The sequence below is a fragment of the Pedobacter frigidisoli genome, from assembly GCF_032678525.1.
In the GTDB taxonomy this organism is placed as follows: domain Bacteria; phylum Bacteroidota; class Bacteroidia; order Sphingobacteriales; family Sphingobacteriaceae; genus Pedobacter; species Pedobacter frigidisoli_A.
Genome location: NZ_JAVTSE010000003.1, coordinates 18,541 through 39,968 on the forward strand (window position 1 = coordinate 18,541; position 21,428 = coordinate 39,968).

Below are 21,428 nucleotides of genomic sequence, written 5' to 3' on the forward strand. Positions count from 1 at the left end.
CTTACAATTTTAGCGATTCTTTAGTCTCGATTTTTTTCAAGAATAGCAAAAACACCAGTCCCACGATAAAAAATGATGCCAAAGCGATAATTGATTGTCGCATGTTATGGGTTATCCCTTCAATCATGGCGAAGCTAAATAGTCCGATAACAATCGCCAGTTTTTCTGTGGCATCGTAGAAGCTGAAGAAGGATGCTGTATCGTTACTGTTTTCAGGGATGTGCTTCGAATAGGTAGAACGTGAAAGCGATTGTATCCCTCCCATGATTAAACCAACAATTGCAGCTAAAGCATAAAACTGAATTTCATTCGTAATGGAATAGCCATAAATGCAACAGGCTATCCAAACCAGCACAACGATAATCAAAACGTTTGTATTACCTATTTTTTTTGCCAGTAGCGACATGATCCATGCGCCTAAAATGGCTACCAGCTGAATGATTAAGATAACAGCAATCAAACTGCCCGATTCCAGTTTCAGTACCTTAGCACCAAAACCTGCTGCCGCAAGCATAATGGTTTGCACCCCCATCGAATAAAAAAAGAAGGCAAACAAATAGGTTTTCAGGAACTTCATCTGTTTCAGCTGATTCCACACTTTCACAAATTCACCGAAACTGCTTTTGATAATCCCCTGATTTGCATGTGATGTATGAGGAATATCTTTTGGTAAAATTTTAAATGGAATCTGGGCAAATACAAACCACCAGATTCCCACCAGCAGAAAGGAGATTTGCGCCGGTAATGAAGGATCGGTTATTCCGAAGAGTTCGGGCTTTAATACAAACACAAAGCAGATCAATTGTAAAATCACACTTCCAATATATCCATAAGAGAAGCCCTGAGCACTTACTTTATCCTGATTTTCAGCAGTTGCAATAATTGGCAAATAGGCATTATTGAACATCACACCACCAACATAGCCCATTGCTGCCAACACAAAGCAGATGATACCGGTTTCCAGGGTTTCCAGCTTAAAGAAAAACAAACCCATACAAGCGAAAGAGCCTACGTAGGTGAAAAGCTTCATAAAGAACTTCTTTTTACCCCTGGCATCGGCATAGGATGAAAGTATTGGGAGTAAAACAACCATGATCAGGTAGGCAAAAGCCAGCGCATAATTGGATAATACGGTATTAATAAATGTTTTTCCAAAGAAAGTCACCTCGTCGCCATGTGCTTTGGTGGTGGTAATGGCAACGTAATAAACAGGAAAAATGGTAGAGGTAATGACCAGGTTATAGGCCGAATTGGCCCAGTCGAAGAAAGCCCATGAACGAATGGTTTTCTTATTGTTTTTTTCTATCATCGAGAGTTGAAACAGTTTATTGGCTAAAGATAATACTTCTTCCCGTCAGTTTTGATCTTACCAGCATCTAATAATTCACGGATGGCTTCTATGCGGTCATTCTCAGCACCGTTTTTTATATTGGTAACGAGGTCATCCAGGCTCAGTGGCTGTTGTTGCAATAGCGATACAATCTCAAACTCAAGCTCGTCAATGAGCTGCACTTGCTGACCTGATCGCTTTTCTGCCAGGCAAACATCGCAAACCCCGCATTTAGGTGCATTGGGTTCATCGAAATAGCTCAGCAATTGAACACTCCTGCAAATGTAGGTTGTCGTGTAATGTGAAACGGCATCAATTTGTTTAAGCAAGATTTTCTTCCTGATTTCCAGGTATTTTACATCCACATCAAAATGATCCATGTCTACCCTTGGCCTGATGTATTGCAATTGTGGCTGGTCTGTTTGCGGTATATAGGTAATCATTTCGATCTCCTGTAATTTATTCAGCACCGCAACAATATCTTTGTATGACAGGCCAATCCGCTTCGCCAGATCGGCTTCATTTATCTTTACAAATCCATCAAAGGCACCACCGTAAGACCGGAGAATGGTTTTGATGAGGCTGTCATACGCTTTATTTTCTATCTGGAAACGGTATACATCTTCGTGACCAGCTATAAACATTAACCTGGATGGTAGAAAAACACTTTCGGATAAAGTGACATAACCATCGTGCTCCAGAAATTTCAGTGCGGAAATGGTTTTTAATACGCTGATGTTAAATCTTTTGCAGAAGTCAGCGATGTCGAAGGTAAAAGTTAGCCCCTCACCTGCTCCAAAAGCCAGCTGAAAATAGTTGCCGAGGTAATGATAGGTCTTCCTGATTTCATCGGGCGATGGAAAGCTGTCTATATAGCGGGATTCGAGGTTGAGTATATCAGATTGGTTGGCCAGCAATACCGCATAACTTCTTTTTTCATCGCGCCCTGCCCTTCCGGCTTCCTGATAATAGGCTTCCAGACTTTCGGGGAGGTCGAGGTGTATCACAAAACGTACGTCGGCTTTATCAATGCCCATGCCGAACGCATTTGTTGCAACCATGATCCGGGTTTTATTCAGCTTCCAGTCTGCCTGTTTCTGAAAGCGGATATTTTTTTCTAAACCGGCATGATAAAAATCAGCACTGATCTGATTTCGGTTGATGAAATTTGATACTTCCGCAGTTTCCCTCCGGTTACGTACATATACCAGTCCTGTGCCTTTTACATTTTTGCAAATGTCGATCAGCTTCTTATATTTATCTTCCTGATCAAAAACCACGTAACTCAGGTTATCCCTGGCAAAACTTTTTACAAACACCTGGGGGTCTTTCATTTCAAGTTTCTCTACAATGTCCGTTCTTACATCTGCGGTAGCTGTAGCAGTTAAAGCGAGTACTGGAACATCAGGAAGAATTTCTCTGAGTTTGGCGATCTGTAAATAAGGCGGTCGGAAATCATAACCCCATTGCGAGATGCAATGGGCTTCATCTATTGCAATGAGGTTCACATTCATGTATGAAATGCGGACGCGAACCAGATCAGACAATAAGCGCTCGGGAGAAAGGTAAAGGAATTTTATTTTTCCGTATATGCAGTTATCGAGCAAAATATCGATTTCCCGTTTGCCCATTCCGGCATATATCGCAATGGCTTCAATACCTTTCGATTTAAGGTTCTCCACCTGGTCTTTCATCAAAGCAATGAGCGGAGAAACTACGATGCATATTCCATCTTTAAGCAAAGCAGGTATCTGAAAGCAAATTGATTTTCCCCCGCCTGTAGGTAAAAGTGCCAGGCTATCCTTTCCTTCCAGCACCGAGCTGATGATGTCTTCCTGTAGTGGCCGGAAAGCCTGATGTTCCCAATACTTTTGTAAAATCTCTATTGCTGTCATAAATCGGAAGATTCAAAACTATAAAAAAGCTGGTGATATTGCTAAATTGCGTTCCTATATAATCTATATTTTAAATGAAATCACTCTACCTGCTATCTGCGCTCTCTCTTTTCTACTTTACTTCAAACGCACAGGAAAAAAAATGGGACGTTGAGAAATTCCAGGGAACCACCAAAAACTTTACATTAAATACTGATGAAGGGACCTGGATGAATCTCGACGTGAGTCCTGATGGACAGGAAATCGTATTCGATTTGCTGGGTGATATCTATAAGATGCCGGTTACCGGCGGAGTTGCCAGTTTGATCAGCGGAGGCATAGCCTGGGACGTACAACCACGCTTTAGCCCGAACGGGAAATATATTTCCTACACCAGTGACAAAAGCGGGGGCGACAATATCTGGATCATGAATCGTGACGGGGGAGACAAAAAGCAGATTACCAAAGAAACCTTCAGGTTGCTAAACAATGCAACGTGGATGCCGAACAGTGAATACATCATTGCCCGTAAACACTTCACCGCAGGCCGTTCGTTAGGTGCTGGTGAAATGTGGATGTATAGCATTAACGGCGGTGAAGGTGTTCAGTTAACCAAACGTAAAAATGATCAGCAGGACGCCGGAGAGCCAAATGTATCTCCGGACGGGAAGTATGTTTATTTCAGCGAAGATGTGAGTCCGGGTCCGAATTTTGAGTATAGCAAGGATCCTAACGGAACCATTTATGCCATTCGCCAGCTGGATTTAACCTCGGGTAAACTTACCACCCTGATTAATGAACAAGGGGGTGCATGCCGTCCGCAGGTTTCACCTGATGGTAACCTGATTGCTTTCGTTAAGCGCGTGCGTTTAAAGTCAACACTCTATGTACAAAATTTAAAAACCGGTGAAGAGTGGCCGGTAAACGAAGATCTTTCACACGATCAGCAGGAAACCTGGGCGATATTCGGTGTATATCCAAATTTTGCATGGACACCCGATAGCAAAAGCATTGTGTTTTATGCAAAAGGTAAAATCAGGAAAACAGAAATCTTCACGCTGATTAATTCAACCATTCCCTTTCAGGCCAATACCATTCAAACCGTTCAGCAAGCTTTGCATTTCGAACAACAGGTTTTTAATGCAGACTTTACCTCAAAAATGCTGAGGCAACTGACCACTTCTCCGGATGGTAAACTGATTGCGTTCAATGCCGCAGGGTACTTGTATAAGCAGGAACTGCCGAACGGAACTCCGGAACGGCTGACAAACGGAATTGATTTTGAGTTCGAACCCGCATTTAGTCCGGATGGAAAATATATCATTTATACCACATGGAGTGATGAACTTCGCGGCGCCATTAAACGTTCGGATATTAAATCAGGTAAAACCATTACACTAAGCGATGAAAAGGGGTTTTATTATTCTCCACAGTATTCTACAAAAGGAGATAAAATTGTGTTCAGAAAAGGCAGTGGCAATGATGTATTGGGTTACAATTATGGTCGCGGAACAGGTATTTTTACCATGTCGGCGAATGGAGGCGCTAAAACCCTTGTTTCGGACAATGGAATAAAACCTTCCTTTAATAATACTGATACACGCATTTATTTTCAAAGTTATGCTGATGGTAAAAAGGCACTAAAAAGTATTGACTTAAATGGAGCTAATGAAAGAACACATTTTACTTCCCAATATGCCAATCAGTTTGTGGTGAGCCCTGATAACAAATGGCTGGCTTTTAACGAGCTGTTTAACGTATACGTTACCCCGATGATTAACATTGGTACCGCGCAAGATGCTTCTGCAGGCAATAAGTCGATACCAGTTACCAAAGTAACTACCGATGGCGGTACCTATATGCAATGGAGTGCCGATAGTAAAAACCTGCACTGGACTTTAGGCCCTAAGTATTTTACGATTGATGTAAACAGCGCTTTTAATTTCGATGGCAGTACGCCAAAAACGGCAGCCAGTTCAATTGATGTTAAGCTCACGCTAAAATGCGATGTGCCAACTGGCATTGTTGCACTGAAAGGTGCGCGTATTATTTCAATGAAAGGCGATGAAGTGATCGAAAACGGGACTATTTTAACCGACGGTAATAAAATTACTGCCATTGGGAAAACGGAGTCTGTAAATATTCCTGCCAATGCAAAAGTGATTGATGTAAACGGCAAAACCATCATGCCGGGCATTGTAGATGTACATGCGCACCTGCGCACCAGTCCGGATGGTATTTCACCTCAAAGCGACTGGAGTTACATGGCTAACCTTGCTTTTGGTGTGACCACTTCTCACGATCCGTCAAGCAATACAGAGATGGTATTTAGTCAGAGTGAAATGCTTAAAGCAGGGCGTATGATTGGTCCGCGCGTGTATTCAACCGGTTCCATTTTATATGGTGCGGATGGCGATTTCAAAGTTGTAATTAACAGTTTAAACGATGCATTGGCCAACCTAAAGCGCCTGCAGGCCGTTGGGGCTTTTTCGGTGAAATCTTATAACCAGCCACGCCGTGAGCAACGCCAGCAAATCCTGGAAGCTGCGAGGCAACTTAAAATGGAAGTGGTTCCGGAGGGCGGATCAACATTTTTCCATAACATGAATATGATTGTCGACGGACATACGGGCATTGAGCACAGCATTCCGGTATTGCCGGTTTACAAAGATGTAACCAGCCTTTGGAACAGCACCGCTGTTGGCTATACCCCAACATTAATTGTGGCTTACGGCGGCCAATGGGGCGAAAACTATTGGTACGATAGAACGAATGTGTGGGAAAACGAAAAGCTGATGACCTTCACTCCACGTTCGATCATTGATTCGAGGGCAAGAAGGAGAACGACTTCAGAATACAGTGATTATAATCATATCGACATTGCCAAGGCAACAAAACAAATCGCCGATGGCGGCACAAAGGTCAATCTTGGGGCTCATGGTCAGATTCAGGGGCTTGGGGCACACTGGGAATTGTGGATGTTTGTTCAGGGTGGGTTTTCTCCCCTTCAAGCCATCAGAAATGCTACGCTAAATGGTGCACATTATCTGGGGATGGACAAAGAAATAGGATCTTTAGAAGTTGGTAAGCTCGCTGACCTGGTGATTATGGACGCCAACCCTTTAGACGATATCCGCAATTCAGAAAAGATCAAATCTGTAATGATTAACGGCCGCTTGTACGATAGTGCTACCTTAAATGAAATTGGTACCCGGGAAAAGCTACGTGGAAGGTTGTGGTTTGAGAACGCTAAAGGAAATGGTTACATCGTACCTACCGGTGCATCAGAAACCTGGACGTTTACCGTGCCACACTGCGATTAATTCCCTTAAATGATGAAGCCGGAGTGTTACAGATTTTTTTAACCTGTAATGCTCCGGCTTTTCTGTCTTTAAGAAACTAATTTACTGAAAAGGAATTATCGCCTTTGTTTTTATCAGGGGTATGGACATCACCCATTACCACCTTTGATAGTTTTTTGCTGGTTTTTAACTTCACTACTGCTGTTTTGTTGCCTTGTTCCCATATACCAATGGTGCTGTGCATTTTTTCCGAAGATCCATCTGCATAGGTCAGGGTCAAATCAACTGGTAATGCTTTCATGCCTTTGTTTTCAATGGTGATGGCATATCCATCAGTTGTTTTATCAACCGCTTTAACTGCCAGATCTAAGATTCCACCTTCAAAAAACCATGGTTTCCAGAACCAGTTCAGATTTTTACCACTTCCCTCATTCATGCTGTAAAAAAAATCGTAAGGCATTGGGTGTTTACCGTTCCAGTTCTTGATGTAGGTATGAAGGGCTTTCGTAAATAAATCTTCGCCCAGGTAATCTTTGATGTATAAATAGGCCAGTCCTGGCTTCGGGTATGAATTGGTAAACGAACCTGACCCTTTCAAATCAGGAGTTAAAGTCATAATAGGTGAATCATCTTTACCTCCGGATGAAGACGCAGTGGGTTGGATGCCATATTCATCAACCAATGTAGAATCGATCATTGGAGAAATTAACCACTCGCCTATGGTGGCCCACCCTTCATCCATCCATCCGTATTTGGTTTCGTTAATCCCCATGTAAAAAGGGAACATGGTATGAAAGATTTCATGGTCTGTGAGGGTAATTGCATCCTCCCTATTGTCAACCGGATTATCGTTAACCATCATTGGATATTCCATTTGATCCAGACCATCGAAAACGGTTTCATGATTATAAGGGTAAGGCCACTTTGGAAACTTATAGCTCATGGCATCGACGGTTTTACGGGCAAAATCAACTACCTCATAATAGTCTTTGTGTTTAGGGTTGAAAACGGCATCCACACGCGTCCTTCTTTTGGTTTTCGGATCAACCATTAGGCTGCTCGATTTCCATAAATAATGATCGCTGACGGCAAACACGAAATCGGTTACATTGCTGGCTTCAAACTTAAAAGTATTAAAGGCATTTGGCTGGGTTACCCCTTTGGCCGATAAATCATCAGGCGTAATAATATCCACTACAGGATCATTTTTTTCGGCAGAAGCGATACGGGCAACAATTTGCTTTTGAAATACTTCAGCAGTGTTTTTCAGGTCGCCGGTAGCCCAAACGGCATAACCACCGGGAACTTTAACCTCAGCATCAAACTGATCGAAATCATTATAAAACTCTTCGGCACCTGTATAAGGAAACTTGTTCCAGCCATCAACATCGTCGTACACGGCAATTCGCGGAAAGAAATAAGCCACGAAATGCGATCCTTCATCTACCTGGCCTGTACGCAGATGTGAACCTTTATTCAGCGTGTAGCTATAGCTGATGGAGAATGAAATGGTTTTGCCTGGTAAAACCGCCGGAACGGCAACCGTCATGTTTGTTCCGTCGACCTTAAAGTCAGCAATGTTTTTTCCATTGGCCGACAGCTGGGATATGGTTACCCCATTACCCTGGTCTGACTCTGAAATTTTAGATTTTCTGGGTGTTCCCTTTTTATAAAGGTTAGGATAAAGTTTAAACCAGATTTCATTAAGTGTATCCGGACTGTTGTTGGTATAAACTACTTCAACCCTACCAGACAACAGTCTGCTAACGGGGTTGAAATCTACTTTTAAATCGTATCTGGATTTATTTTGCCAGTACTTTTTGCCAGGCTTGCCAGTGGTGCTTCTTGTTCCGGCCTGGTAGGTTTTTTCAAATACCGGTTCTGTTGGTAATACAGTTTGTGCTTTTACAAATGCTGCAGAAAGCATGAAGGCACAAAGGATGTTGATCGATTTCATTTTTCGATAATAAGGTATGAAGTGAACGGTATTAAACCGTTTTGCTATTTTCCGAACTTCATTTTCAATTGTTCCAGCATATCATTATTAACTGGCTGCGCAGGTTTCTCTGCAACAGGTTTCGGTTTTTGCTGATAAGGTGCTTTCGGAGTGGCATTTTGATTTTGAGGGCGCGCCGGTTTATTTTCGTTCTTTTTTGCATTGAACTTTGCCCATTCTTCATCCAGTTTCTTTTTGGTATACAAAGGAAAATCTCCCTGTTTCATCCAGGCATAATAGCTCGGTTCAACAGAAAATACCTGTTCGGTTGTTTTGCCTTTATGCTTACCGAAGTTGAAACAAACTTCACCATTATCGTTATACACCATACGTCCTGCAAAATCCACCGGACGGTGCAAATTGGTAAAGGCATGGAGCGCATCTACATCATTTACTACAGGAATACTTTTTTCGCCTTGCTTGTTCTCAAACTCTTTTTCCTTATACATTTCCAGCTGGCCTAACAACACTTTGTATGTTGCAATTACGTCGGCTTCAGCGGCATGTGCATTTACCAGGTCTCCATGACAATAAAACTTATAAGCAGCCTTTAATGTGCGTTGTTCCATTTGATGAAAAATATTTTGCACATCTACAAACTTCCTTTCGCTCATATCAAAATCGATGTCGGCCCTTAAGAATTCTTCCAACAGCATCGGGATATCGAATTTATTTGAATTGTAACCTGCCAAATCACTTTTGCCAATAAACGCAGCAATTTCTGCAGCCAGCGTTTTAAATGTAGGCTCATTTGCAATATCCTCATCATAAATGCCATGAATGAGTGAAGTTTGCAACGGAATGGGCATTTCAGGGTTCACCCTCCAGGTTTTTACTTCTTCTGATCCATCTGGCAAAGCTTTCAGGATCGCTATTTCTACAATTCTGTCTGCACCAACATTTATACCTGTAGCCTCTAAATCAAAAAAAGCTAAAGGGCGTTTTAAATTTAATTTCATTCTGTAAAGATCTTTATTTTTGGCATAATCAAGCGTAGAAATGCCGGTTTTCATTTTTATCAAAAGTGCTAAAAAGGTTTCATTAGTTCTGTAAGATGAAAGGAATAATTTATTTAAATTAATTGACAAATTATTTCTGATTGTTGCCGACTAGCCTTAAATTGGCTCAATTTAATTTCGCTCTAATGAATAAAATATTTCTGATCCTGATTGTATTGCTCGCAACGAGTATGTCCATACGTGCACAGGAATTCACTTTTGGCGCCATCACCTATGCAGATTATGAGTTTGACAAAAAAATGCTGGACAGCAATGCCAATGCTGTTGTATTAAAAGAATTCGGCACCGCATCAATTCAGCTCGATGAAAGTACCGGCCATCTTGAGCTCGTTTTCGTTCATCACGTTAAAATTAAAATTTACAATAAGGAAGGCTTTAAAGAAGCAAATATCATCATTCCGATGTATAAGGATGATACCCGGGAAGAAACGATCAGTGAACTGAAAGCCTCAACCTTTAACTTAGATGGCGGCAGATTCGTGGAAACGTTAATGGATAAAAAAGCTGTGTTTACAGAGAACCGGTCCAAATACACGCGGTTGACGAAGTTTACCCTTCCTAACCTGAAAGAGGGTTCAGTAATCGAATACAGTTATCGCCTGCGATCTCCAAACCTTTTTAATTTTAAAACCTGGCAGTTTCAGGCTGATATTCCAAAGGTTATCAGTGAATACCTCGTTTACATACCCGGCATTTATACCTATAATGTTTCGCTAAGGGGTTATCAAAAATTAACCGATCAAAAAGTTGAGCTCAGCAAAGAATGTTTGAGGTTGTCAGGTGTAGCCATTGATTGTTCGAAAATTAGCTATGTGATGAAAGATATTCCTGCATTTATAGAAGAAGATAACATGACTGCCCCCAGTAATTTCAAGTCTGCCATCTACTTTGAGCTTGCTGAAGCCCAGAGCTTGTCGGGCGGAAAAACTTCTTATACTAAAACCTGGAAAGATGTTGACTACGAACTGGTGTCTGATAAAAGCCTGGGAGGCCAGATGAAGCGGAAAGACGTTTTCAAAGACCTTATGCCAGCCATTATTAAAGATGCCCCGGATGATCTGGCGAAAGCCAAAGCCATTTACAATTACATCAAAAAGCAGATTAAGTGGAACAATTACTACGGTAAATACACAGAAGATAATATCAAAAAGGCACTTGATTCCCGATCGGGGAATGTTGCTGATGTTAACCTGAGCCTGATCGCTGCACTTTCGGCAGCGAACCTGGATGCCGAGGCTGTTATTTTGTCGACGCGTGACAACGGCACCGTAAATAAGCTTTATCCAGTACTTTCAGATTTCAATTATATTGTGGCTAAGGTGAACATCGGTGAAACCAGTTATCTGCTGGATGCTACTGAACCATTGATGCCTTTCGGTTTGCTACCCTTGCGCTGCATAAACGATCAGGGCCGGGTGATTAATATTAAGAAGCCATCGTATTGGTTAGATTTGAAGGCTAGCCAGAAAACCTCTACCAATTATATCTTAACAGGTAAATTAACACAGGAAGGAAAAATTGTAGGTACATTGGTTACTCACTCTTTGGGTTATGCTGCCTACAACAAACGCAGAGACATACTAAAATACAGTTCTCCTGATGAATATGTAGAGAAGCTTGATGACCGGTTGACAAGAATCAGAATATCAGACCATCAGATAACCGGACTGGACAGTGTTGAAAATGCATTAACAGAAACCTATCAGGTAGAATTCACCATTAACGATGGTCTAAAAGATCAGTTTTATTTCAGTCCTTTTTTTATTAATTCCATATCCAAAAATCCGTTCAATTTAAATGAGCGCACCTACCCTGTTGATGTGGGCGCTGCTTCAGATGAAAGGGTAATTATTAATGTTTCTCTTGCTGATCAGTATGAGATGTTGGAGAAGCCAAAAAATATGGCCATGGCCTTACCTAATGCTGGCGGGAAATATCTGGTTCAATGTGATTTCGATGGAAATACGTTGTCAATGAGTCAGATTTTACAGTTCAACAATGCCATCTATCAGCCAGATGATTATTTTGCTTTAAAAGAGTTTTACAGCAAGATTATACAAAATCAGAAGTCAGAAATTTTATTGAAAAAGGTTAAAAAATGAAATATTTATTTACGCTTGTTTTATCAGTTTCATTTGTTGTGACCTGTTTCGGGCAGGATAATTATGATATCGATTTGATTCCCTCGCTGCTCCGCAACAGGGCTAACTCTTGTATCAGAAATGAAGAGACCACCATCGACATGCGCTCACCGGATAACGTGATGCTTTCGGTAAAGAAGGCAGTTACCGTGTTTAATGAAAATGGCGAGCGTGCCGCAGAACTGGTACTTTATTACGATAAAAACACCTCAATAAAGGGTATTAAGGGAGAAGTATACAATGCTGTAGGTAAGCCGGTGAGCAAGTTTACACAAAACGATTTCTCGGATGTGAGTGCTGCAGATGGATTTTCGTTGTTTGTGGACAGCAGGGTAAAACATTATCTGCCCAACGTAAGCCAATTCCCGTATACGGTGGTTTACAGTTACGAAATCAGAAACAAACAAAATTTAATTATACCTGATTGGCAACCTAAACCGGCAAGCGATGTTTCGGTGGAGAAGAGTACTTATACTTTCATTTCAAAACCATCAGATCAGGTCAGGATAAAAACCTCCAACTACACCGGCATTCCTGAAGTATCAACGGATGAAAAACAAAAGAAGATGGTTTGGAAAGTAAATAATATACTAGCTGTTAAAACCGAACCTTACAGCCCTGATCCGGAAAGCTATTACACCAGCATTAAAATTGCACCTGAGCAGTTTACCTATTATAACCATAAGGGCAGTTATACCAATTGGCAGGATCTTGGCAAGTGGGTTTATGATGATTTGCTTAAAGACCGTACAGCACTTCCTCTTCATACTATTCAGGCCATTAAAGAGCTTGTAAAAGGTGAAAAGACGGATAAAGAGAAAGCAAAAAAAATATATCAGTACTTGCAAAACAGAACACGCTACATTAGCGTGCAAATTGGCATAGGTGGTTTTCAGCCTGTTTCGGCGAGCGAAGTTGATCGTTTGGGCTATGGGGATTGCAAAGCCCTTGTCAATTATACCCAGAGTTTACTGAAAGCTGCGGATATTGATTCTTACTACTGTGTTGTTGAAGCAGGTGCGGAAAAGAAAAGTGTAGACCCAGGTTTTGCCAGCATGGTTCAGGGTAATCACATCATTTTATGTTTGCCTTTAAAAGGCGATACTACCTGGCTGGAATGCACCAGTCAGAAAATTCCTTTTGGGTTTTTAAGTGATTTTACTGACGACAGGCTGGTACTGGCATGCACAGCGGAAGGTGGTAAACTATTGCGTACACCTAAGCTGACCACACAGGAGAACAGACAGATCAGAAATGCAAGTCTGGTTATTTCTGCTGATGGCCATGTTACCGGAAATATGAAAACTGTTTTCTCCGGTGCGCAGTACGACAACCATGAATCCATGATTGGTAAATCTCCAGCCGAGCAACATAAAATGCTGAAGGCCTCCTATAACGTAGATAATATCGACTTCAAGTCGGTTTCTTTTAGTCAGCTGAAGGATATTGCGCCTACGCTTACAGAGGATGTTGATATTATCATTCCCAATTATGTTCCGGTTAATGGTAAAAAAATGTTTTTACAACCGAACGTTTTCAATACTTTAAGATCTATACCCGAAATCAAAAACAGAACGCTTCCGGTTTACCTTAACCGTGGTTATACTGATGAAGACACTATCGTTTACACCCTCCCTGAAAATGTAGATACCAGTCTCATTACAACAAATCAGCGTGTGCTCGATAGTGTGTTTGGAAGCTATATTTCAAAAGCGAGCATAGCGGGTAATCAACTTACATTTTACCGGAAAATTGTATTTAACGATGGAACCTTCCCTGCGGAAAAGTATGCTGAATTCTCTAAGTTTATGAGTGATGTAAACGCTGCAGATTATTTAAAGCTGGCACTTAGCTTAAAATAAGTATTCCAAGGCCAATCCCGATAATCATAATCAGATACATCAGGATCTCGGTAGTGGCAAATCTCTTATACTTTGTCCAGAATGAATATTCGTGCTTACGATCAGGCATTTGATTTAATTTTTGGTAAAAATACGTAAAATTTTGATGGTAGTCTTTGGGTGCTTCAATTCCGACATGATCTTTTATCATTCAAGACGCCTTACCCCTTCCTTTTAGATGGTTGTTATGCCTTTATTAGGAGAATGTACACGATCTGTTCGATTGATGTTTACGTCGCCTCTAATTCGAAGTTTGGTCAGTGTTGGGTCGGGTACAATTGTCACAAGCCCGACCAAAGTCCGACTGAACCCCGAATTAGCTGTGACGTAGCTATACCGTTCAGTCAGGGCATTCTCGAGAAATTGTTGATTCCTGTTGCCCAATTAAAAGTTCGGTTTTCCATCCCGGTATGATGCCGGGTTCCTGTAAATCGTATTCTTAAAAGCTATAAAAACGGTTAAACGAGTTCAGATTTGAGCAAAACTTATTGTATTTCCAGAACTACAGAGAATCAGGGACAACAAATGCAAAAAATGTTCGTATAATTAGTTCAGTATCAAACAAACATATCTGAATGAAGAGAGAAAGCGTGGGCATTGCTATGTTTTTATTAGTGAGTATAGGCATTGTCGGAGTAAGTTGGAAAAAGGTTGAGGGACAACAAACACAACAGGAAACCATAAAAAAAATTGCAGCTGATAGTTTATACAGCCGATACATTGACACTTTGTACCATGCAGTTCGCCTGGATTCTGCCGGACTTAAAGAGGAAGTTTTCGAGAAGGCCATTACCGGCTTTTACAATATGAAATATTCCGGTCTGCTACATTCCAGATCAATTTTAACCATTGCCGATTTTGACCAGGAAAGTTGTAAAAAGCGGTTATACATTATCGACCTCGAACAACAAAAATTAGTTCTTAATACCTGGGTTGCCCATGGTCAGAATAGTGGCGGAGATAAACCATCTTATTTTTCAAATATTCCTAATTCTAATCAAAGCAGTATAGGCTTTTTTCTTACTGGTGAGATCTATTACGGTAAACATGGCCGTTCATTGAAACTGGATGGCATGGATCAGGGCTTCAATAATAATGCAAGGGAACGGGCAATCGTTGTACACGGTGCTGATTACGTGTGTCAGGAAACTATTAATCAGCTTGGGAGATTAGGCCGCAGTCAGGGTTGCCCCGCTGTGCCGGTTAAACTTGCAAATCAGGTCATCAATGCCATTTCCGACCGCACTGTTTTATTTATTAATAATTCCGAACAAGCCTATCATTCGGCATTTTTAAATGAAACGCTGGCTGCAAGTGTAGCGCTTCATCAGGATGAATTGCTGGCAGCAAAGACGGATTAATACTTTTTGAGGTTGGTGGCATTTAAGTTGTCAGGTAAGATGGCAAAGAATGCTCCGTTAAAAGGAGTCAGCAAATCCCATACCCACCTGTTGCCATCTTTCGCTGTTTCACCACAATCTACAACTTCTGCACGCAGCAGTAATTTTTTTACAAGTTTTTGTATTCCGGTGATTCGGACGTATCTGTTAAAGGCGAGCCCCAGGTAATCACAATAAACATGTACGAGAATTTCCAGGATTAAGGATTTTGTGCTGATCTGGAGTGGCTTACTGAACAAGGCGGCATACTCATTCTTTATTGCCTCAGCCAGCTGTGTCAGGCGTTCTTTCGCTTTTCCATTCACATACTGCCAGAGCTGTGCATTGCTGTAAACCCTGATGATCCCTTCATCAAATTTGATTTTAATAATACTATCGTACAATCTGAGTTCCTTTTCCATTCCATAATAAGATGCTGTATCTTGTTTTTTGTTACCTCAATGTTGCTGTTTAACAAAAGAATTCATGAAATGTTTATGATCCAACGCGTTACGATGTGAGTAAAATTCTGGTTTTAAAAACGAATATTTTTACATCTTTGAGGTTGGAAAATTAAACCCGTTTGATGAAGATTGTTATTGCAGAAAAGCCCTCTGTTGGACGTGAGCTTGCAAAAGTTTTCGGCGCGACCACCAGAAAAGATGGATATATTGAAGGTAAGGGGTATTCCTTTACCTGGGCTTTTGGGCATTTGTTGCAGCTTGCACCCCCTCAGGATTATGGCTTTATCGGTTGGCGCAAACAGCATTTACCAATGCTTCCTGCAAAATTCAAACTCGCTGTACGAAAGATTAAAACAAAAGATGGCTTTGTTGAAGATCCTGCTGTGCGGAAACAGCTGGATACGATTAAGAAGCTTTTTGATGAAGCCAGTGAAATCATTGTAGCAACGGATGCGGGGCGCGAGGGTGAATTGATTTTCCGGTATATTTACTATTACCTGAAATGTAAAAAGCCATTTAAGCGTTTGTGGATTTCATCGCAAACAGATGAGGCCATAAAGGATGGATTCAGAAACCTGAAACCGGGTACAGATTACGATACGCTGTTTAATTCGGCACATTGCCGTTCCGAATCTGACTGGCTTGTTGGTATGAATGCTACCCAGGCGCTAAGCATCTCTGCCGGCAACAGAACAGTACTGTCACTGGGAAGGGTTCAAACGCCTACCCTTGCGATGATTTGTGCCCGTTCTCTTGAAATAAAGCATTTTGTTCCGCAGATTTATTATCAGATCAGCATATTGCTGGTGAAGGATGAACAGGTTTTTAAAGCAGTTTCCACTTCCAATTACAAAAACAAGGAAGAGGCTGAGAAATTATTTGCGCTGGTGGAGGATGTTCCATCGGGTTTTCCAAACGGGGGAAATATATCAGCAGTTGAAGCCAAGCCGAGGAAAGAACCACCACCACTTTTACATGATTTGAGTAGCCTGCAGCAAGAGGCAAATAAAAAGAAAGGCTTTACTGCCGACCAGACTTTAAGTCTCCTGCAAAATTTATATGAGAGTAAACTGGTCTCCTATCCCCGTACCGGTTCGCGATATATTGGCGACGATATTTTTGCAGGTGTTCCTGATTTAATTTCAAAGTTTACCAACCACCCTGATTTCGGTAAACAGGCTCAGTTTTTACAAACTATTGCGTTAAATAAAAGAAGTGTAAATGCAAAAAAAGTAACCGATCACCATGCCATTCTGCCAACCGGAGAAGAAGCTTATGGCTTAAGCAGCGATAAACAAGCCATTTATGATATGGTTGTGGGCAGAATGGTGGAGGCATTCCATCAGGAGTGTTTGAAAGAAATCACTAAAATTACTGTCCAGTCGGGACTTACATTTATCGCGAACGGAACGGTGATCCGCTCAGCAGGATGGCGATCAGTATTTAATGAAACCGAAGAAGACAAAAAGGATGAAGACAATGCGGCCCTACCCAAGGTGTCTGTTGGCGAGCAATTGCCCATCACAGAGAAGTCTTTTCTGGAAAAGCAAACCAAGCCAAAAGCCATGTACAACGAAGCCTCGCTACTAAAGGCACTGGAAACATGTGGCAAAGAAATTGAGGATGAAGAGCTGCGGTATGCCATGAAAGACAGTGGTTTGGGTACCCCGGCCACACGGGCTTCTATTATTGAAACTTTAATTACCAGGGAATACATTACGCGCGAGAAGCGAAATCTGGTACCCACCATTAAAGGGCTAGCGGTATACGAGGTGGTTAAAGATAAACAGATTGCACAGGCAGAACTTACCGGCCAATGGGAAAAAAGACTCGAAGAGATTCGTTCGGGTTCTTCGGTAAAAGATTTTAAATCGGAAATTACCGAATACACGAAAACCATCACGCATGAATTATTAATTGCCGGCGCCACCATTTCAGTAAAGCTTGAAGACAAGAAGGAAGAAAAAATTAGTTAAATGCCGATTTTAAAACTTCTTCCAATGCTGCCGGAATTTTATGATCTTTTTGAATAAAGCCTATGGCTCCTGCTTCTGTGTATAAATGAGAAAGAAGGCCTTTATCATTCCCTGTAAACATGCAAATCTTTAGTTGAGGCTGGATAGCCAACATTTCGCGGACCGATTGAGGATCGCTGTCTCCGCCAGGCATATTGATATCAAGTAACAGAAAGTCAAATGGCCGCTGTTTCAGCAGGGTAAAAGTATCTTTGAGATTGGCGCAAACAACAATTTCCGGGAGGTGAAGCAGCCGGTCGAAAAGGGTTTTCATTACCGTTTGCATTAACTCGTTATCATCCGCTACTAAAACTTTTAATTGTGCGTTCATTTAAATGACCAGGGTTTGAATCATTTAAATTGAGAAAATCGAGGAGCGAAAATACTGGTGTAAGCCAATAGTTTAAAGCGGGAAAATTCAGAATTCGGATGATTTTTCTCAAATTTAATAATTTTATCAACTTTATAAAAAGAAAGGTCAAATATCCATAAACTCCCAGGCGCTATGATAGGAATTGAGCTGTTCAGTGTAGCGGATAAAGCCGGCATAGAATTTAGCTTTGGATAAAGTTGCACTATCGCCAATTACAACAAGTTTCTTCCTGGCCCTGGTCATCGCCACATTCATCCTTCTGGTGTCTGAAAGGAAACCGATATGTCCATCTTTGTTACTTCTGGTGAGACTGATGTACACGATGTCACGTTCCTGTCCCTGAAAGCTATCAATGGTGTTTACTGATATTTTATCCTGATGCGCCGCAAGTATATCGCTGTCATTCACGAGTGCTTTTAATATTTGAACCTGTTGCTTGTATGGTGATACAATAGCGATAGGTGGTAAACTGTTAATACGTTGTCTGAAGCTCAAATCGTTAACCAGCGCAGTTAAATGTTTCACTAAGAATGCTGCTTCATCGGGGTTTGTGGTACTTGTTCCATCCAGTCGCTCATCGAAGCTGCAACCAGCGGTATCGATGAAAGATACTGCCTCATCTTCGGCAAAAATTAAATGACCGGCTACGCTTTTGTGTGCGCTTAGCTTGTTGTCATAGAATACTTCGGATGAGTAGGCCATAATGTTTTGGTGCATACGATACTGTTCATTAAGCAACACCACTGCTTCCGGATGCAGACTTACAGATTTTTCCAGTAAGGTATGATATAATCCGTTTTTACCAGCTTCATCTGATTTTATGGTAGGTGCTAACTGAAAGTGATCGCCTGCCAGCACTACCTTTTGTGCTTTTAAAATGGGGATCCAGCATGCAGGTTCGAGCGCCTGCCCTGCCTCATCAATAATAACGGTATGGTATTTCAGATGGCGGATGGTATAATGGTTTGCGCCCACTAAAGTGGCTGTAACAATCTGGGCTTTGGAAAGCAGGCTATCCATAATATATTGTTCGGTTTTCTCTACTTCCCTGCCAATCTTGTGCGCTTCATCAAATAAGGCCTTACGTTGCTCGCGCTCTGCCCTGCCAAAGCTGCGTTTGTATTTATGAGCCATATTTTTGTATTCGCTGGCTTGTTTTTTAAGCGCTTTGATGGTTTTTATATCTGCATGATCAGCCATTTTATGTTCTAATGTCGCAGCTAAAAGTCTTTCAGACACCCGGGCAGGATTGCCAATCCTAATTACATTCAGCCCTTCAACAGATAATTTTTCTGTAAGTAAATCGACAGCGGTGTTGCTGGGTGCTACGACGAGAATTTTCTGATCGCTGTGCTTAATCAGCGATTTTATCGCATGCACCAGTGTGGTGGTCTTCCCGGTGCCTGGCGGCCCGTGAATGATGGCCAGGTGATCGGCAGAGACGATTCTATTTACAGCCAATTGCTGGGAAGCATTCAGTTTGTTGGGGAGCATAAACTTTTCCTCACCTTGAAATGAAGGCTTTTCTCCTGTGGTCAGGATTTTGATAAGTTTACTGTTCGTGCCCTCTTCAGCACTGGTGACAGCCTGTTTGAGTGCATTCTGCATTTCATCGTAGCTGTTGTTATCGAACAAGAGATCAACACCGAGTTTACCATCTCTGGTCCAGTCGGGCAACTCATCTATGCGCAGACTGATTTTCATTTTATTACCTACCAGATTTGAAATGATTCCCTCTATCCTGTCTTCCCGGGCATTATGATTTGAAAAAAGCACAACAGCCGATCCGAATCTAAACTGATGAGCGAATTCCTGATGGCTTGGGCGTTCTAATTCAATGGTGAGGTAGTCACCACGACCGATTTCTGTATTTCGAATGGCGATTGGATACCAGGAAAGGCCTAACGCTCTCCTGTCTGCGGCAGAAGTGTTTTCCGTAAGTTTTGCATAAGATTGCAGGTCTTCTTCGCGTTCTGTGTTGAGCAGCTCCTGAAGCTTCTTGAAGTATTCTTTGGGCAATGGGTATGTTTTAATGATGCAAATAAATGCATGTTGGATGTTGGAAAATTATAGTACGAGTTCCTGATGTAGCCTCAACATGGTTTCTTCAGGATCAATACAAAAGCCCGGGTGTACCTTTGAGCACTGTACTACCGTACTTCTTGTTGCTGTAAGCCACCTGAACCTGGATGGCTGATCGTATTCGCCAATGGAACCAGACCCTTCGGCACCACAACTAATTCGCTGGAAAGCACTCAGATTTGCGGTTAGCTCATTGAAGTCAGTTTCGGGGGAGAAGGCTGATATTTTAGTCTCATTCAAAAAGAACACACTTTTCAGAAACTTCTTCTTTGCACAGAATAGTATAATGCCGACATTTAGAAACTCTTCACGCTCAACCCTGGGCATTACGCGGATTACGGCATACTCAAATAAGAATTTCTCTTGCATGCTGTGCTTCTTTTAAAAAGATGTCAGAGTTTGCTAAACGTGTTTTTAGAAAATACGTGTAAGCATTACGATGGGCTTCTTTGGTTTCGAAATTGGTATCTCCTTCCAGCCAGTTATCTGGGATAAGATCAATAATCTGCTGAATTTTTTGGGCGTTTAGAATGGCACGGAACTCTTCATCTACGGTAGAGAGTTCAGAAGCCCACGGTAAGAGTACATGGTCCTTAACCAAAAAGAAAGGCCTTATTGCCTGCTCTTCCCAATTCTGCCATGAGTGATGGAAATATAGTGCTGCACCATGATCAATTAACCATAGCTCTTTATGCCACAACAGCATATTGGTATTGCGGCAGGTACGATCCATGTTGGTGAGGAAACAATCGAGCCAAACAATTTGCGAAGCCAGTTTAGCATCCACAGTAGTTACCGTCGGATCGAAAGTAATCGCACCGGACAGGTAATGTAATGCCAGATTTAAACCTACACTTGCTTTGAGCAGATCCTGAATCTCTTCATCAGGTTCCGTACGGCCAAAAGCCTCATCTAAATTTGCAAAAACAAGCTCGGGAACGCGAAGACTCAATAATCTGGCAATCTCTCCGCCTATTAGTTCGGCAATGAGTGCTCTGGGTCCCTGACCAGCACCACGGAATTTCAACACATACAGGAAGCCGTCATCTGCCTCTGCGATGGCCGGCATTGACCCGCCTTCGCGCAATGGTGTAACGTAACGGGTAACGTTTACAGTTCTAAGTTGGAAATTATTCATAAACAGGATCAGAAGCACATCTTACAAAATTGTGGATGTGCGATGTATCTGCTGCAAATTTATAAGATTATACCGATAAACCTTTCCTGATTTGGGCAAAAGACTAAATTGTTAATCATGCCCCAGATACGCATTTCCCGCAGGCGTCATTACGGCAGCCCACTGTACAGACTCACGGTTAATTTTAACCAGGCCCATGCTTTCAAGTTCTTCATAATCCTCTTCCATACCGCCCAGAATCGGCGAGTTGACCTGCTGGTTAATTACTTCCAGTAGATCCAGAATTTCTGATCTTTCCATATTTATAATAATTAAGTACCTTATTAACAGGCAGGTTTTAAAAATGTTTATATGCCCGGGATCTTTTTAATAATTGGGCACGTTAAACGAATACCCGGCTAGCAGCCATGCTGT

At 41.7% G+C, this 21,428-nt stretch carries 16 protein-coding genes; 5 read left to right on the forward strand and 11 right to left on the reverse strand.

Translation table 11 applies throughout. The annotated features are described in order from the left end of the window. Position 1: 1 nt before the first annotated feature. Entirely contained in the window at positions 2-1,309 is a 1,308-nt protein-coding gene (locus tag R2Q80_RS09165) for an MFS transporter (RefSeq protein ID WP_316799308.1), read from the reverse strand. A gap of 23 nt (positions 1,310-1,332) precedes the next feature. Then, on the reverse strand, positions 1,333-3,225 hold the full coding sequence (locus tag R2Q80_RS09170) for an ATP-dependent DNA helicase RecQ (protein WP_316799309.1): 1,893 nt from the start codon (positions 3,223-3,225) through the stop codon (positions 1,333-1,335). A 74-nt stretch (positions 3,226-3,299) separates the two neighbouring features. Between R2Q80_RS09170 and R2Q80_RS09175 the strand changes: the two genes are divergently transcribed. Next, the gene (locus tag R2Q80_RS09175; RefSeq protein ID WP_316799310.1) at positions 3,300-6,527 is read left to right on the forward strand and encodes an amidohydrolase family protein; all 3,228 of its coding nucleotides are present in this window, start codon (positions 3,300-3,302) and stop codon (positions 6,525-6,527) included. Positions 6,528-6,603: 76 nt separating this feature from the next. Here the strand turns inward: R2Q80_RS09175 and R2Q80_RS09180 are convergent, their stop codons facing one another. Both R2Q80_RS09180 and R2Q80_RS09185 read right to left on the reverse strand, forming a co-directional pair. Then, the gene (locus R2Q80_RS09180) at positions 6,604-8,463 is read right to left on the reverse strand and encodes a M1 family metallopeptidase (RefSeq protein ID WP_316799311.1); all 1,860 of its coding nucleotides are present in this window, start codon (positions 8,461-8,463) and stop codon (positions 6,604-6,606) included. 44 nt (positions 8,464-8,507) lie between these two features. Further along, positions 8,508-9,461, reverse strand: coding sequence for an exonuclease domain-containing protein (locus R2Q80_RS09185; protein ID WP_316799824.1), 954 nt, complete (start codon positions 9,459-9,461; stop codon positions 8,508-8,510). 185 nt (positions 9,462-9,646) lie between these two features. Here R2Q80_RS09185 and R2Q80_RS09190 point away from each other — a divergent pair, with 185 nt between their 5' ends. Together R2Q80_RS09190 and R2Q80_RS09195 are read left to right on the forward strand one after the other, a co-directional pair. Then, positions 9,647-11,623 (forward strand): transglutaminase domain-containing protein, encoded by a 1,977-nt coding sequence (locus R2Q80_RS09190; protein ID WP_316799312.1) that lies wholly within the window; start codon positions 9,647-9,649, stop codon positions 11,621-11,623. Further along, the gene (locus R2Q80_RS09195) at positions 11,620-13,524 is read left to right on the forward strand and encodes a DUF3857 domain-containing transglutaminase family protein (RefSeq protein ID WP_316799313.1); all 1,905 of its coding nucleotides are present in this window, start codon (positions 11,620-11,622) and stop codon (positions 13,522-13,524) included. Before R2Q80_RS09190 ends, R2Q80_RS09195 begins: the two co-directional genes overlap by 4 nt. Here R2Q80_RS09195 and R2Q80_RS09200 read toward each other — a convergent pair. Then, positions 13,511-13,633 (reverse strand): hypothetical protein, encoded by a 123-nt coding sequence (locus R2Q80_RS09200; protein ID WP_316799314.1) that lies wholly within the window; start codon positions 13,631-13,633, stop codon positions 13,511-13,513. The two genes, R2Q80_RS09195 and R2Q80_RS09200, sit on opposite strands and share 14 nt — an antisense overlap. Before the next feature lie 505 nt (positions 13,634-14,138). Here R2Q80_RS09200 and R2Q80_RS09205 point away from each other — a divergent pair. Further along, positions 14,139-14,924: a murein L,D-transpeptidase catalytic domain family protein gene (locus R2Q80_RS09205; protein ID WP_316799315.1), complete on the forward strand. Its 786-nt coding sequence runs from the start codon at positions 14,139-14,141 to the stop codon at positions 14,922-14,924. On the opposite strand, the gene R2Q80_RS09210 is transcribed toward R2Q80_RS09205, so the two are convergent. Beyond that, on the reverse strand, positions 14,921-15,364 hold the full coding sequence (locus tag R2Q80_RS09210) for a hypothetical protein (RefSeq protein WP_316799316.1): 444 nt from the start codon (positions 15,362-15,364) through the stop codon (positions 14,921-14,923). The two genes, R2Q80_RS09205 and R2Q80_RS09210, sit on opposite strands and share 4 nt — an antisense overlap. A gap of 164 nt (positions 15,365-15,528) precedes the next feature. Between R2Q80_RS09210 and topB the strand changes: the two genes are divergently transcribed. After that, positions 15,529-17,382 (forward strand): DNA topoisomerase III, encoded by a 1,854-nt coding sequence (gene topB, locus R2Q80_RS09215; RefSeq protein ID WP_316799317.1) that lies wholly within the window; start codon positions 15,529-15,531, stop codon positions 17,380-17,382. Here the strand turns inward: topB and R2Q80_RS09220 are convergent. The 5 genes from R2Q80_RS09220 to R2Q80_RS09240 all read right to left on the reverse strand — a co-directional run bounded on the left by R2Q80_RS09220 (position 17,375) and on the right by R2Q80_RS09240 (position 21,314). Continuing rightward, positions 17,375-17,752, reverse strand: coding sequence for a response regulator transcription factor (locus R2Q80_RS09220; protein ID WP_316799318.1), 378 nt, complete (start codon positions 17,750-17,752; stop codon positions 17,375-17,377). The genes topB and R2Q80_RS09220 overlap by 8 nt on opposite strands. Positions 17,753-17,899: 147 nt before the next feature. Next, positions 17,900-19,813: an AAA domain-containing protein gene (locus tag R2Q80_RS09225; RefSeq protein ID WP_316799319.1), complete on the reverse strand. Its 1,914-nt coding sequence runs from the start codon at positions 19,811-19,813 to the stop codon at positions 17,900-17,902. Positions 19,814-19,861: 48 nt separating this feature from the next. Continuing rightward, on the reverse strand, positions 19,862-20,245 hold the full coding sequence (locus R2Q80_RS09230) for a DUF3037 domain-containing protein (protein ID WP_316799320.1): 384 nt from the start codon (positions 20,243-20,245) through the stop codon (positions 19,862-19,864). Next, positions 20,223-21,014, reverse strand: coding sequence for a HipA family kinase (locus R2Q80_RS09235; RefSeq protein ID WP_316799321.1), 792 nt, complete (start codon positions 21,012-21,014; stop codon positions 20,223-20,225). The genes R2Q80_RS09230 and R2Q80_RS09235 overlap by 23 nt, the downstream gene beginning before the upstream one ends. Positions 21,015-21,125: 111 nt before the next feature. After that, the gene (locus R2Q80_RS09240; RefSeq protein ID WP_316799322.1) at positions 21,126-21,314 is read right to left on the reverse strand and encodes a hypothetical protein; all 189 of its coding nucleotides are present in this window, start codon (positions 21,312-21,314) and stop codon (positions 21,126-21,128) included. Positions 21,315-21,428: the final 114 nt, after the last annotated feature.

What these genes read in the sequence shown, in the direction of transcription:
- R2Q80_RS09165 (WP_316799308.1), bottom strand. Translation starts at nt 1,309, where the DNA reads ATGATAGAAAAAAACAATAAGAAAACCATTCGTTCATGGGCTTTCTTC.
- R2Q80_RS09170 (WP_316799309.1), bottom strand. Translation starts at nt 3,225, where the DNA reads ATGACAGCAATAGAGATTTTACAAAAGTATTGGGAACATCAGGCTTTC.
- R2Q80_RS09175 (WP_316799310.1), top strand. Translation starts at nt 3,300, where the DNA reads ATGAAATCACTCTACCTGCTATCTGCGCTCTCTCTTTTCTACTTTACT.
- R2Q80_RS09180 (WP_316799311.1), bottom strand. Translation starts at nt 8,463, where the DNA reads ATGAAATCGATCAACATCCTTTGTGCCTTCATGCTTTCTGCAGCATTT.
- R2Q80_RS09185 (WP_316799824.1), bottom strand. Translation starts at nt 9,461, where the DNA reads ATGAAATTAAATTTAAAACGCCCTTTAGCTTTTTTTGATTTAGAGGCT.
- R2Q80_RS09190 (WP_316799312.1), top strand. Translation starts at nt 9,647, where the DNA reads ATGAATAAAATATTTCTGATCCTGATTGTATTGCTCGCAACGAGTATG.
- R2Q80_RS09195 (WP_316799313.1), top strand. Translation starts at nt 11,620, where the DNA reads ATGAAATATTTATTTACGCTTGTTTTATCAGTTTCATTTGTTGTGACC.
- R2Q80_RS09200 (WP_316799314.1), bottom strand. Translation starts at nt 13,633, where the DNA reads ATGCCTGATCGTAAGCACGAATATTCATTCTGGACAAAGTATAAGAGA.
- R2Q80_RS09205 (WP_316799315.1), top strand. Translation starts at nt 14,139, where the DNA reads ATGAAGAGAGAAAGCGTGGGCATTGCTATGTTTTTATTAGTGAGTATA.
- R2Q80_RS09210 (WP_316799316.1), bottom strand. Translation starts at nt 15,364, where the DNA reads ATGGAAAAGGAACTCAGATTGTACGATAGTATTATTAAAATCAAATTT.
- topB (WP_316799317.1), top strand. Translation starts at nt 15,529, where the DNA reads ATGAAGATTGTTATTGCAGAAAAGCCCTCTGTTGGACGTGAGCTTGCA.
- R2Q80_RS09220 (WP_316799318.1), bottom strand. Translation starts at nt 17,752, where the DNA reads ATGAACGCACAATTAAAAGTTTTAGTAGCGGATGATAACGAGTTAATG.
- R2Q80_RS09230 (WP_316799320.1), bottom strand. Translation starts at nt 20,245, where the DNA reads ATGCAAGAGAAATTCTTATTTGAGTATGCCGTAATCCGCGTAATGCCC.
- R2Q80_RS09235 (WP_316799321.1), bottom strand. Translation starts at nt 21,014, where the DNA reads ATGAATAATTTCCAACTTAGAACTGTAAACGTTACCCGTTACGTTACA.
- R2Q80_RS09240 (WP_316799322.1), bottom strand. Translation starts at nt 21,314, where the DNA reads ATGGAAAGATCAGAAATTCTGGATCTACTGGAAGTAATTAACCAGCAG.